The 12,230-nt window shown below is 66.1% G+C and carries 11 protein-coding genes and 2 pseudogenes; 3 read left to right on the top strand and 10 right to left on the bottom strand.

Annotated elements, in window-relative coordinates; all coding sequences use genetic code 11:
* Positions 1-561 precede the first annotated feature (561 nt).
* The 4 genes and pseudogenes from erm to CV023_RS18095 form a co-directional block, all read right to left on the bottom strand.
* A pseudogene (gene erm / locus CV023_RS19230) lies at positions 562-1,284 on the bottom strand (23S ribosomal RNA methyltransferase Erm); the annotation flags it as partial.
* Positions 1,285-1,782: 498 nt separating this feature from the next.
* Positions 1,783-2,379 carry an HdeD family acid-resistance protein gene (locus tag CV023_RS18105; protein ID WP_230748468.1) on the bottom strand — a complete coding sequence of 199 codons (597 nt, stop codon included), beginning with the start codon at positions 2,377-2,379 and terminating at the stop codon, positions 1,783-1,785.
* Positions 2,380-2,478: 99 nt separating this feature from the next.
* Positions 2,479-3,276 carry a glutamate racemase gene (locus tag CV023_RS18100; protein ID WP_230748467.1) on the bottom strand — a complete coding sequence of 266 codons (798 nt, stop codon included), beginning with the start codon at positions 3,274-3,276 and terminating at the stop codon, positions 2,479-2,481.
* Entirely contained in the window at positions 3,273-3,845 is a 573-nt protein-coding gene (locus CV023_RS18095) for an HAD domain-containing protein (RefSeq protein ID WP_230748466.1), read from the bottom strand. The genes CV023_RS18100 and CV023_RS18095 overlap by 4 nt, the downstream gene beginning before the upstream one ends.
* A 146-nt stretch (positions 3,846-3,991) precedes the next feature.
* On the opposite strand from CV023_RS18095, the pseudogene CV023_RS19225 reads away from it, so the two are divergent.
* Positions 3,992-4,330, top strand: a pseudogene (locus CV023_RS19225) (DUF6597 domain-containing transcriptional factor); the annotation flags it as partial.
* Between the two features lie 216 nt (positions 4,331-4,546).
* On the top strand, positions 4,547-4,906 hold the full coding sequence (locus CV023_RS19220; protein WP_413336752.1) for a helix-turn-helix domain-containing protein: 360 nt from the start codon (positions 4,547-4,549) through the stop codon (positions 4,904-4,906).
* Between the two features lie 52 nt (positions 4,907-4,958).
* Here CV023_RS19220 and CV023_RS18085 read toward each other — a convergent pair whose 3' ends face one another.
* Positions 4,959-5,363, bottom strand: a complete 405-nt coding sequence (locus tag CV023_RS18085) for a VOC family protein (RefSeq protein WP_230748464.1) — start codon at positions 5,361-5,363, stop codon at positions 4,959-4,961.
* A 92-nt stretch (positions 5,364-5,455) separates the two neighbouring features.
* On the bottom strand, positions 5,456-5,851 hold the full coding sequence (locus CV023_RS18080; protein WP_230748463.1) for an acyl-CoA thioesterase: 396 nt from the start codon (positions 5,849-5,851) through the stop codon (positions 5,456-5,458).
* A 261-nt stretch (positions 5,852-6,112) separates the two neighbouring features.
* Between CV023_RS18080 and CV023_RS18075 the strand changes: the two genes are divergently transcribed.
* Positions 6,113-6,490, top strand: coding sequence for a response regulator transcription factor (locus CV023_RS18075; RefSeq protein WP_230748462.1), 378 nt, complete (start codon positions 6,113-6,115; stop codon positions 6,488-6,490).
* A 61-nt stretch (positions 6,491-6,551) separates the two neighbouring features.
* On the opposite strand, the gene CV023_RS18070 is transcribed toward CV023_RS18075, so the two are convergent.
* The 4 genes from CV023_RS18070 to CV023_RS18055 form a co-directional block, all read right to left on the bottom strand.
* The gene (locus tag CV023_RS18070; RefSeq protein ID WP_230748461.1) at positions 6,552-8,438 is read right to left on the bottom strand and encodes a glycosyltransferase; all 1,887 of its coding nucleotides are present in this window, start codon (positions 8,436-8,438) and stop codon (positions 6,552-6,554) included.
* Positions 8,435-10,150, bottom strand: a complete 1,716-nt coding sequence (locus CV023_RS19060) for a sensor histidine kinase (RefSeq protein WP_230748460.1) — start codon at positions 10,148-10,150, stop codon at positions 8,435-8,437. The genes CV023_RS18070 and CV023_RS19060 overlap by 4 nt, the downstream gene beginning before the upstream one ends.
* 203 nt (positions 10,151-10,353) lie before the next feature.
* Positions 10,354-11,406, bottom strand: coding sequence for an electron transfer flavoprotein subunit alpha/FixB family protein (locus CV023_RS18060; RefSeq protein WP_230748459.1), 1,053 nt, complete (start codon positions 11,404-11,406; stop codon positions 10,354-10,356).
* A complete protein-coding gene (locus CV023_RS18055) occupies positions 11,403-12,230 on the bottom strand; it encodes an electron transfer flavoprotein subunit beta/FixA family protein (RefSeq protein ID WP_230748458.1) in 828 nt (275 codons plus the stop codon). Before CV023_RS18055 ends, CV023_RS18060 begins: the two co-directional genes overlap by 4 nt.

Below are 12,230 nucleotides of genomic sequence, written 5' to 3'. Positions count from 1 at the left end.
CGGGTGAATTAATGTTCTGGCGGCAAGGAAATCTGGATGCACATTTGCTGCAGTTCGCTGGCGGTTTACGTGAAATTCCAGGTCAGCTGGTATGCGGCGAGGCTGGCCGGGGTGGTGTCTGCTGCGCTCAGGCACCGAGGATCGGGCTGTGATGATGGACACGTGGGCACGATGTAGCAGTGCCCACGTGTCCTTGCGGGGGTGCAGCCCACGGGTGCAGTCGGCTCAGCCTTGTCGTCTGGGCAGATTCCACCTCGGCTGGGGCTGCTGCGGCTTCTGATGCTGGGGCATGAAGCCGCGTTCGGCTTGGAGGTTGCCCTTGTCACGGCCCTTCGCCTTGGCGTCGAGGCCGGGGATCGGGGCCGTGAGCTTCTCCACCGATTCCTCGGCGCCGATGATCGGCAGTTCGCCGGTGATCACCGGCTTCTCGGGAACGTCGGTGGCGGGGAAGACCCCGGCCGTCTTGGCGGGGTTCTTCTTGGGGGTGTCGCTCTTCTGATTCTTACTGTTTCGCATGGTCGTTCCCTTCTTCGATGTGGTGTTGTCGCTGGTGAGCTCGGTGTACAGTCCGGTCCACTGCTGGGGTGTGAGGTCGCGGGGCAAGGTGTCTCCTCTGACGTCGTTGCGGTCCATGGTCGTGTGCAGGTGCTGCTTGTCGGTGATGCTCATCGTCGACAGGATTCCTTTCATCCCTCGCCCACGGCCGGTGAAGACCGAGTGGACGAACTGCTGATAATCCGACCGGAGCCGATGCGGGATCAGCCCCGGTGAACAGCGATCGATGGTGAGGATCCCACCGTCGACGCTGGGTTTCGGGGTGAACGCGTGGGCCGGTACGCGTTCGATGAGGCGGAAGTCGAACCAGGGAGACCATTGGGCGGTCAGCATGGTCGATCCGCCGATTCCGGCACGTTTGCGGGCGACTTCCCATTGGGTGAGCAGGATTGCGTGGCGCCATCTGCCGGTGCGGAGCAGCCTGCGCAGGATGGGTGTGGTCAGGTGGAAGGGCAGATTGCCGACGATCACCGGGTGATCGAACCGGGTGCTCAGGGCGTCTTCGTGCCTGATCCGTGCCCGCGGGAATGATTGTTCAAGATGATCGAGCCTCGTTTCGTCGAGTTCCACGAGCGTGAGCGGCCGCCGTAGCCGGTGCAGCTCCTTGGTCACTGCTCCTGCGCCGGGACCGATCTCGAGGATGGGGCCCTCGGTGGCGCGGGCAAGGTTCGCGATCGTGGTGATGGTGGTGCGTGAGCGGAGGAAGTTCTGCCCTAGTTCCTCACGGCCGCCGAACCGCGAATAGGATCGGGCGGAATGAGGCTGGGCGGAACGGGTTTGGGCCGCACGGGGTTGAGCCGTGCGGGACTGGTTCGAACTGGTCCGTGTGGGATGGGGTCGCATGGGATGGCGCTCCAGAAATGAAGATGGAGGCACCCGAGGCAGCGCAATGATGGTGAGTCAGAGGTGATCGTCACAGACCGTGAGCATGCGGAGCAGGCTCGGTTCAGGGGTTGGACGATCGGGCAGAGTCAGCCGATTGCCGCATCGCCCGGATGCCGATGGCTTTCCGGGAGGACAACGCGCTTGCGTGAGAGTCCGTGAGACCAGACGGTCAGTGTTCGCCGAGGTGGCTCACGGTAGGCGAATCGAGCGCGCTGTCAGGCGCGGCGAAGCCGGATGTAGAAGCAAGGCGCAGTCATTGCGCTGCTGTTCAATGTACCCATGCCGAACAAGCTAGCACAGGGTGGGGTGTGCGATCCAGGGTTCGGCCGATATCGGTGCGAATTACTCGATGATCTCGCCGCTGATGACATCGCCGCCGCCGTCATCGGGTCCGCGACGATGAGGATCGGACCGGATGGCCTGATCGGCCTTGCGCAGCCGCCAGCCGAGGGCGATGAGCGAGCCTCCGACGATGAGGATGAAGATCGCGAGCGTGTAGATGAGTGCGGTGATTCCGGCCTGCGGAGCGAAGAGGAAGAAGCCGCCGAGGAGGATGCCGAGGACGCCGATGACCGTGAGCACCCACCAGCTGCGCACGCCCATCCGGCGGAGGAACAGGGAGACCGTGATGCCGAGGAAGCCGAAGAACATGACCGCGAAGCCGGTGAGGATCGTGACGAATGCGGCGAAGAACATCGGAGTGAGGAAGATGAGCACGCCGAGGAGGACGAGCAGGACCGTGCGAACGATGAGGGCACCGCTCCTCCCGCCCTTCGGCGCGAAGATCAGGGAGGCGAGGCCGATGACTGCGAGCCAGCAGGCGAAGATGCGCACGACCACCTCGGCGGTGGCACCGGGCCACGCCAGCATCAGCACGCCCATGAGGGCGGCGATGATGCCGTTGACGATGACGGTCGTGCCGGTGCGTTTGAGGTCCATGCACCAAGCTTAGCGATCAGGTTTGGAAGGACGCTGAACACCGGACTCGCCGAATGGGTCCGGGTCATTGACAGTGTGGAGCTTTCTGTGGGGTCGGGTTCAGGACCGTCCTGGTCCAGCCTCCCGAGTGAGGAGGCGGTTGCCGGCCGGGTAGGCCGCGAGAGATGCCGGCAGGCGGACGCGCCGACCGGAGGCGAAGGTGGCGAGGACCTGCCCGGTATCCGCATGGTCGGGACCGATCCCGCGGGCGTCGATGCCGATCCGCCGCAGCGTCTGCTTGGCCACGGGGATGGGGGAGTCGAAGAGGGTGATCGCCCCGGCCCTAGCCGCCATGATCCGGTCGGCGATGAGGCCGTAATGGGTGCAGCCGAGGACCACGGTCTCCATGCCGGGATCCATCTGGTCGAGGGCGGCATCGATTGCGGCGTCGATGGTGGGGATGTCGGCGATGTTGATCGCCTCGGCGAGGCCCGGGCAGGCGATCTTGGACACGGTGAGATCGGCGGCGAACGAGTCGATGAGGTTCTGCTGGTAGGCGCTGCCTGTCGTCGCCGGGGTCGCCCAGATCGCGAAGTCCTGGCCGGTGCCGGCGGCCATCTTCACTGCCGGGACGGTTCCGATGACGGGAATATGCGGCTCGTAACGGGCGCGCACCGCCTCGAGCGCCTGCACCGAGGCGGTATTGCAGGCGATGACGATGGCGTCGGGTTCCCAGTCGGCGAGCACGGCCGCCGAGTTCAGGGCCCGGGCTTCGAGCTCGGCGGGACTGAGGTTGCCGTAGGGAGTGAAGTCGGGATCCGTGGCCAGCACGAGGTCGGCGCTCGGGGCCAGGTGGAAGAGTGCGTCGGCGGTGCCGAGGAGTCCGAGTCCGGAATCGAGCAGGCCGATGCGCGTCATGAATCCTCTTTCGGGTAGGCGAACTCCCGGATCTCCTTCAGATGTGCCCTGGTCAGGCCCTGGGAGAAGTCGGGGGCGATGAGTTTGAGTTTGTTCGGCGAATAGCGCGCCTCGAAGTAGTGCCGCGTCGTTGGGGCTGCGAGGTCGTCGTCGATCCAGATCGCCCGCCCGTGGTCGTGCGAGTCGAGCCAGTCCTCCATGGCCCGGGCTTTCCACCACAGGTGCGGATCGTCGGCGTAGCGGTTGTGGGTCTCATCGGGCATCTCGATGACGTCGAAGGAGTTCCGCAGACCGAACTTCGGTTCGAGTTCGGTCTTGCACCTCTGTGACCAGGTCGAGAGCCAGACGATGTCGACTTCGTGGGTCTCGACGAGGCGGTCGAAGAATTCGACGACGGCTGGCCGATAGTGCAGCTCATAGTTCCAGGCCTGCAGCTTCTTCCGGCCCTCGGCCACCCGTCGCAGCTGAGGCACCGGGTAGGAGTTGAGGACGCCGTCGACGTCGAGGAAGACGGTGACATGCCGAGCCTGCCGACGTGCCGAGACCGGCGACGGGGATGCAGCTGCCATCGTTCCTTCCTGCGAGCGTCGAGTTCCGGATAGTCTGAAGTCGGAACAGTCCGCAGTCGGAGTAGTCCGGCGGCGGACGGCGAGGTCTGCTGCCGTTCCGACCATCGCCAAGAATACCGCTCGAAACTGAAGAAGGCCGAGCACGCATGTATGAGGAGACGCGTATCCCCTGGCTGCGTGCCGCGCTGTGGGCATCGATGACCGATGCTGTTTCGGGGTCTGCTTCGGTGGTGCCCGGGGCCTCTCTCATTGTGCCCGATGGGTGCATGGATCTCATCGTCATCGGCGCCGGGTCTGAGCCTGCCTTCGAAGCTGGTGACCGGTTCGACCTCGGACCTTCGTTCGACCTCTTCTCGCAGGTCGTCATTGCCGGAGCGGACTCGACCGCTCGCGTCTTCCACGGATCCGGCGCATCTGCTGTCGGTCTGCGTTTCGATCCGGGTGTCCTTCCCCAGCTCCTGGCCACCTCGGCGGCCGAGCTCGCCGAGAGGGTGACCCCGCTCGACGCGGTGCTCTCACTTGGTCGCGTGGTCGGGTCGCTGGGCCCGACTGCTGGGCGAGCGGGTTCGGCAGCCTCGGCCAGATCATTGTCGAATCCGCGGTTCGATGCGAGAACCGTCGCCGGAGGCAGCTCGGCTGGCCCGGCCGAGCAGACGGTGCTGGGCCCAGCCGCGCCGACGCGGCTGAGCCCAGCGGCACGGATGCTGCTGCGTATTGCCGAAACACTGACTGTCCGGGCGGATCTCGACGGCAGGCCGATGGCGATGGCCGACCGCCTCGGCGTCCGAGGTGGGACTCCGGCGATGACTGTCGCCGAGGTGGCCGCGGAGTTCGCGTACTCACCCCGTCAGCTGCGCAGACTCTCGGCCGAATGGTTCGGATACGGTCCCAAACACCTGGCGAAGGTCCTGCGGTGGCAGGCCGCTCGCAGCCTCATCGACGGAGGACGGACCCGCACCGAGGCGGCCGCTCGAGCAGGATATTCCGATGCTGCCCATCTGTGGCGCGATGAACGTTCACTGCTCGGGAGCTCAATGCTCGGGAGCTCGCAGGGCGTCTGAGGTCGGGTCGGCGCCGTCTCTGGCTCGGCGCCGCCTCCGGACTGCTGTCCGGTCAGCCCAGGGCGGCGAAGAGGTCGACGGTGTTGCCGTCGGGGTCGGAGACCACGGCGTAACGCTGTCCCCAGAAGGCATCCCACGGCTCGTTGACGACTCCGGCCACGGCCTGCGAACCCGGGGTGTCGGCTTGGGTCAGCTGGGCGAAGGTCGCATCGACCGCCTCGGCGGTGGAGCAGTCGAAGGCGAGGGACATCTTGTGTCCGCCCGTCGGCCGCGTCCAGTCGGGATCGATGCCGAGCACGACCTCCTCGGTGTCGAGGAGCACGCGGAGACCGCCCGAGGAGAACTCGCTGTGCGGGGCTTCGGGGCCACCGTCGACGAGCTCGAGGCCGAGTGCGGAGTAGAACGTGATGGCGGCGGGCATGTCTGCGGTGATGATCGAGATCGCGTCGAGTTTCATGGCTTCAGACTATGCGGAAACGTGCGTCCGCAGCATGAACGAATCGGCCATGATCGCCCGCCGAGTCGGCACCGAGGGATCGGTGTGGCGGGTCAGGACTCCAAGTAGGCCTCGAAGCGGGCGCGGAGTTCGTCGCCGAGCGGGGTCGGCCGGCCGGATTCACGGTCGATGTGGACAAGGACGACCTCGTTGTCGAAGACCTTCTTCTCGCTCTGTTCGCCGACGGTGTGCACGGTGAACGACGACGAGCCGATGCGGGAGACGGTGACCGTCATCTTCAGCTCCGGGCCGTACATGACCGGCAGCAGATAGTCGATTGACTGGTGAGCGACGAGCAGACCTCCGCCGGTGATGTGACCGGCCTTGATCTCGTGCATCCAGCGGACCCGGCACTCCTCGATGAGGGTGATCATGCGGGCGTTGTTCACGTGTCCCAGCAGATCCTGGTCCGACCAGCGAACCTCGGGCGAAAACTCGAATGTCTCCAACGAATGCCTCCATGCCGTCGGGGCAGCGTGGCCCCGACGTAGAACTTAACGATCGTTCTACAGTAAATCAGGAGTGCCCATTGAAGGGAAATTGCTGGACTGCGCACAGGCACAGCGCCGAGGCGGTGCGGCGTGACAGCGGTGTTGCGTGGCCGCGAAGCGGTGCGGTCGCGTACGGCGCCCTCACGCGGACGGTCTGGCCGCAGGCCGGCAGGCTGGTTAAGCTGAAGCCAGTTCTGACTGTACGCATGGAGGTGGCGAATGTCGGCGAAGAGCGCCCTGGTGATCGAGGATGACGACGATATTCGGCGTCTGCTGGAAGTCGTTCTGGAACAGAGCGGATTCACCGTCGAATCCGTCTCCACCGGCGCGCTCGGACTCGAGCGGGCGCCGGCAGAATCGCACAGGCTGATCACGGTCGACCTCGGCCTGCCCGACATGAGCGGCATCGAGGTTGTCGAGCGGATCCGGTCTCAGACCTCGGCGACGATCGCGGTGATCAGTGCCCGTTCGGCGCAGGCGGATCGTGACTCCAGCCTGGCCGCCGGTGCGGACGCCTTTCTCACCAAACCGTTCCGCCCCCGCGAGCTCAGACAGTGGGTCCAGGAACTCGACGAGGATTCCGAGCCGACCGGCTGACGCTCCGGGGCGCCTCGCCGACCGCCCCGGGGACGCTCCGCCGAGCGCATCCAGGGTGGTCTCAGTGCCGCCCGCGGGTGGGCAGATCGAGGAACCGACCGCGGATCTCCGCCACGGTGTCGTCGCCGACGCGGGCCAATCGCGGCAGAGCCGAGCGTGCGGCTTCGAATTCGCGTCCCTCGAGGAGCGTGGTGAAGTCCTCGGCGGCCACTTGGAGGCGTCGAGCTCCGACCATCGTCGCCGAGACCCGAATGCTGGCGATCGCATCGCCGATCGCCACGGAGTCCTCGGCGGCGACGGCCTGCTGCAGATTGGCCAGGCGGCGCGGCCAGATGAGGGAGAAGCGGGAGACGAACTCCGCAGCGTATTCGTCTTTGCCCTCCAGCTCCACGGCGAGCTCCGCCAGGCTCTCCTGATCGAGCAGGGGAACCAGCTGCAGAGCGGCCGGGGTGAAGGTCGACGTGGCGCGGACACCGTCGGCGTTCCGTTTCGTCTTCGCCCAGGAATTTCGCCCGGTGACCATCCTTGCGATCGCCCGCGGATAGTAGAAGTACGTGAAGTAGACATAGACGAGATATCCGAGTCCGAGCAGCGCGGCACTGAGGCGGCCGATCGGCTCCGGCCCCCAGCGTCGGTACAGCGGTCCCCACAGGGCGTAGGGGAGGACGACGAAGATGAGCCCGGCGAGGATCATCAGCCAGGTCGAGGCATCGCCGAGGAAGCCGAAGATGCCCTCAGTCACCGCTACCCAGGTGGCGATCGGGATGAGGACGAGGTTGAGCATCATCAGCCACGGTTGGCTCATGAAGTAGTGGATCTCAGTGAAGCCCGCGAAGCTCAGCGTGTGGCTTCTGCGCAGCGCGGGGAGGTTGGAGGCGCACTCCATGATGCCCTGGCCCCAGCGGGTCCGCTGCGTGAGCAGCCGACGGAAATAGGGCAGTGCCTCCTGCGACACGTGGGCCTGCGGGAAGTAGCCGTTGCGATAGCCGGAGCTGAGGATGTTCAGGCCGAGTTCGTAGTCCTCGCTGAGCTTGTTTCCCCAGGGTTCGCCGTGAGCTGAGCTCAAGGCATCGAGCACTGTCAGCCTTGTGAACTGGCCGTTCCCGCCCATGCCGACGGTTCCGGTGGCCACTCGCAGCTGCTGCATCGCCGAGTTCGAGGTACGGAATTCGATGTCCTGCATGCGCACGAGGAACCGGCCGAGGAGATTGATCAGCCGGTTCCCGCCGGGGCGGGGCCTGCGGTCCCCACGGTTCTTCATCCACACCTCGAGCTGGGCAGCACCCAAGGTGACATCGCCGAAGGCAGCCGGACCGGAGAGCACGGCCAAGGCATTGTCGGAGAGGAATCCATCGGCGTCGAGGACTCCGATGACCGCGCGCTCCCGATCCTCGGCTCGCTCGCCCACGAAATCGGAGACGGTGCGATAGGCGGCGTTGAGGGCCTTACCCTTGCCGGTCCGCGCTTCCGGCGGGACCCGGGAGATGAGATGGGTGCGAGTGTCGACGTCCATGATGTCGCGCACGATCAGGGCCGTCGTATCCTCGCTGGCATCGTCGATGACCCAGATGTGGGCCTCGGGGAAGGAGGTGCGGGCCGCGGAGACCGTTTCTGCGACGACGCTCTCCTCGTCGCGGCACGGGATGAGGAAATGCCAGGTGAAGGTCGTGGGATCACCGGCCTCAACGTCCTTTCTGCGGGCGTAGGCGATGAGGAGCATGCTGACGTAGGCCAGTGACAGCGAGGCCGTGACGGTGATGGCGATGAGCGCGATGTCGTACCACCAGTACCGGCCCATCTGCCCGAACGCCCCCGAGAAGCAGAAGATGTAGGCCGCGAGAACTCCATAGAGGAGTGAGAGGATCACGGCGATCGGTCCGACGTCGGCCCTCTGCCCATTTTGTTCTCTGCTCTCGGGGTTCCGCTCGGTCGAGGTGCCGTCGCTCACTGTTGTTCTCCTTCGGCGCCGATGGGCATACGGACCCTGAACACGCTGCCGTGCCCGAGTTCGGATGACACGGAGATCTCCCCGCCGTGTGCTTCGACGAGAGTCTTCGTCACGGTCAGTCCCAGTCCGGCTCCGCGCTGCGTCGAGCCTCGTGCGGAGGCGCTGCGGAAGTAGGGGGTGAACAGGCGCTCGAGTTCCGCGGGAGACAGGCCGGGGCCGTCGTCGCGGACGTCGAAGCCTCCGCCCGAGACGTCGGTCTTGGGGATGACGGTGACATGATGGCCGGTGCCCGAGTACTTGATGCCGTTGGAGACGAGATTGGTCAGGACCTGGGTCAGACGCCTCGAATTGGCCATCACGATGATCGGTGCGGGTTCCTCGATGCGCAGCTCGACTCCGTTGTCGGCCGCCGCCGGCTGGAGCGAACGAACGACCTCGTCGACGATCGACGCGACATCCACCGCCGAGATGTTCAGGTGAAGTCGCGCCGATTCGGCCTGCTGCTCCAAGAGGATGTCCTCGACCAGGGCGTAGAGCTGCTCGGAGTTTCTGCGGATCACCTCGAGATGACAGGCGATGGAGGATGCCGTACCGGGTTCCGCGGTCGCCGAGGTGGTCGTCTGCGCCTCCTCTTCGAGTTCGTCGATGGCCAATTCCGTATACCCGATGATCGATGTCAGCGGAGTGCGGAGTTCGTGGGACACGGACGCCATGATCGTCTCTCGTGCACGGATGAGATGTTGGGTTCGGGTGACATCGTGTGTGGTCAGGATCGTGTGCGGTGCAATGCTCGGATGGCCCTGCCATTGCACCGCACTCACCGCCAGTGCCCGCTGGTCGCTTCCCGGCTCGCCGACCCAATAGAGCTCGTCGGAGAAGAACTCTCCGCGCCGGACTCGCGCGAGTGGAGTGTCTGCCGGTGACAGTCGGGTCGTGCCATCGGCGGCGAAGACGATCGACTGGAAACGGCCCTGCTCGTCGGGCTGGGCGGCAGCGGCGGCCGCTAGGTGGCTCTTGTAGGCCGGGTTCTCGAAGACGGACGATCCCTCATCGTCGAGCACGATGACGCCGACATCGACGCTGGCCCCGGTCCCTCTCAGCAGTGCACCCGTCTTCTTCAGATCCCTCGTCAGCCGTTCCTGGGACTGCAGAGCCGAGCTCAATCGCTGATTGGCCGCATGCAGTCGCATGTCGAACCCGACGATCATCCCGGAGACGAGGATGACCGCGACCGGCAGAATCAGGGCGAGGACGACTCGTGCGGCATCGGTCGGTGCGTCTCCGACGAACAGACTCACGGGAGTGAGCGTGACGAGGACCCCGAGCAAGGCGATCGCCGCCCCGCGCATCTTGAAGGTCATCACCAACCACACCGTGGGGGTGAAAGCGAGGATGGACAGGCCCGCACCGTCCGGATAGGTCGCAAGTCGGCACAGTCCGAGGGCGGCGAAGTCGAGGAGCGGAATGACGAGGTTGGGGAGCGCCGTGTGCTTGAACCTGTGGGCGAAGAAGGCGCCGACCGTGGCCAGGACGAGGAGCAGCGATCCGGTGAGGAGCCAGATTTCCTTCACATCGTCGGCCGGTCGCAGGAAGCTGAGGAGAAATGCGCTCGTGCCGAGGAGGATCGCGAAAGTCGCCTGATGGATGCTGGTGAAGGTCTTGACGTCGCCGGCGATGAAGCCGAGCCGGATGAGCCTGGCGATGCTCGTCACGAGGTGACCGGTGCTTTCGCGGGGCCGGTGCGCGACACGGTGGAAGAGACCATGTGCGTCGCCTTCCGTCGTTTCGGGGTCATCGTGGGGTCACTGCTGATTCGGATTATATCCGGGTTCAGCTTGAATCCGCGGTGCGATGCACGCTCAATCTCACGGCCCCCTCGCCGAGGCGGTCCGCCCGTTCCACGCTCGCAGCGGCCTCATCCGCGGCGCCGGACGATCTCCTCGTTGACGGCGCCGACGACCTCGTGGAGATCGCCGATGATCGCGTAGTCGGCACGCTGGACCATCGTCGCCTCCTCGTCGGTGTTGATGGCGATGAGCGTCTTGGCCCCGTCGACGCCGGCCATGTGCTGGATCGCCCCGGAGATCCCGCAGGCGATATAGACATCCGGGGCGATGCGGCTTCCGGTCTGCCCGACCTGTTCGGAGTGCGGGCGCCAGCCCAACCCTGTGACGACTCGGGAGACGCCCAAGGCCCCGCCGAGGTGGTCGGCGAGTTCGAGGACCTCACCGAATCCGGTCTCAGAACCGACACCCCGGCCGGCCCCGACCACGGCCCTGGCCTGGGTCAGACCGGAGGTGTCGTCGGTGGCCTCGACCTCGGTGCGCACGAGTGCGGTACGCAGGTCCGCCTCGGCGATCTCGAGCTCGTAATCGAAGATCTCCGGCGTCGTCGGCGTGACCTCTTCCGGGCTGCAGGCGTGACCGGCGACGGTGAGAACCTGCAGGTCACCGTCGAGGCGGAGCCGTTCGAAGGCGGTTCCGCCGTGCACCTGCCGGAGCAGACCCTCGTCATCGACGGCGACGACATTGGCGGCCATGCGCTCGCCCGCACGGACCGCAAGATGCGCCATGAGCTCCATCCCGCGCGGGGTCCCTGAGGCCGACACGGTGCCCGATTCCGGAGCGATGTCGAGGATCGCCTGCGCCCAGGCCGCGGCCGAATAGGACTGAAGATCGGGATGCTCGAGATGGTGGATGGTGCTCACGCCGAGGCGGCTGAGCTGTCCGACGGCGTCCTCGGTCAGCTCCCCGACGAGCGCAACCTCCACCCCATCATCCCTCCCCGAGCTACCTGACGGGGCCTCAGCAACGTGGCGCGAGGTGGCTGGGCCCCCGTCAGGTAGTTGTGGGGTGGAGGTGGCCAGCTGGGTGAGCACCTCGGCGTTCGTGCGGGCGAAGGTGAGAGCCTCGGCGGAGGTCAGCTGCACCTGCCCCGAAACATCGGTTTCGACGTAGACGAGAATCATGGCCTGATCACTCCGATCTCTTCGAGCACGTCGACGAGTGCGGGTGCGGCGTCCGGCCCGTCGCCGAGGATGGTCACCGACCTCGTCTTCTCCGGCGGCAGTTCGAGGCGGATGCGCGGGTTGCCGGCCCCCGGCTCGGGAGCGTCGTATTCGACGATCGGGGCCCGTTTGGCCTTCATCCGCCCCGTGATCGAGGGATAGCGAGGGTCGACCCCGCCCTCCTGGACGGCGACGACCGCCGGCAGGTCGAGGGCGAAGATCTCGGTGCCGCTCGGGCCGATTCCGCGGGCTTCGATCCTCGCGGCGGCGGCGCCGCCGTCGTTCGAGCCGACCGATGCCTCCGGCCCGCCGGCCTCGCCTCCCGGGCTCAGCGTCTGGATGTTCGTCAGCACCGGATAGCCCAGGTCATAGGCCAGACGGATGCCGACCTGGAAGTCACCGGTGTCGGCGGCATCGCTGCCGGTGAGGACGAGGTCGAAGGACTGACCCTGCTCGGCGCGGTCGCGGACGACATCGCCGAGGATCTGTGCGATGCCCTCAGGTCCGAAGGCGCCGGGATCCGCGGATTCGACGAGGATCCCATCGTGCGCGCCCACGGCCACGGCCGCCCGCAGCTGCTCGACCGCCTCGGCGGGGCCCAGCGTCAGCACCGTCACCGCACCGCCGGTGGCTGCCGCGGTCTGGATCGCCAACTCGATCGCGCACTCCTCGTGGGAGGACATGGTGTGGCCGAGTCCGGACTCGTCGATGTCGGTGCCGGCCGCGTTCAGGGTGACGGTGCCGGCGATGTCGGGGACGCGTTTTATACAGACGAGGATGTCCAT

The sequence above is a fragment of the Brevibacterium sp. CCUG 69071 genome, from assembly GCF_021023135.1.
Taxonomy (GTDB): Bacteria; Actinomycetota; Actinomycetes; order Actinomycetales; family Brevibacteriaceae; genus Brevibacterium.
Note: the sequence above shows the minus strand (reverse complement) of the source record. Positions and strands in the feature narration are given on the sequence as shown.

What these genes read in the sequence shown, in the direction of transcription:
- CV023_RS18105 (WP_230748468.1), bottom strand. Translation starts at nt 2,379, where the DNA reads ATGGACCTCAAACGCACCGGCACGACCGTCATCGTCAACGGCATCATC.
- CV023_RS18100 (WP_230748467.1), bottom strand. Translation starts at nt 3,276, where the DNA reads ATGACGCGCATCGGCCTGCTCGATTCCGGACTCGGACTCCTCGGCACC.
- CV023_RS18095 (WP_230748466.1), bottom strand. Translation starts at nt 3,845, where the DNA reads ATGGCAGCTGCATCCCCGTCGCCGGTCTCGGCACGTCGGCAGGCTCGG.
- CV023_RS19220 (WP_413336752.1), top strand. Translation starts at nt 4,547, where the DNA reads ATGCTGCTGCGTATTGCCGAAACACTGACTGTCCGGGCGGATCTCGAC.
- CV023_RS18085 (WP_230748464.1), bottom strand. Translation starts at nt 5,363, where the DNA reads ATGAAACTCGACGCGATCTCGATCATCACCGCAGACATGCCCGCCGCC.
- CV023_RS18075 (WP_230748462.1), top strand. Translation starts at nt 6,113, where the DNA reads ATGTCGGCGAAGAGCGCCCTGGTGATCGAGGATGACGACGATATTCGG.
- CV023_RS18060 (WP_230748459.1), bottom strand. Translation starts at nt 11,406, where the DNA reads ATGATTCTCGTCTACGTCGAAACCGATGTTTCGGGGCAGGTGCAGCTG.
- CV023_RS18055 (WP_230748458.1), bottom strand. Translation starts at nt 12,230, where the DNA reads ATGGACATCCTCGTCTGTATAAAACGCGTCCCCGACATCGCCGGCACC.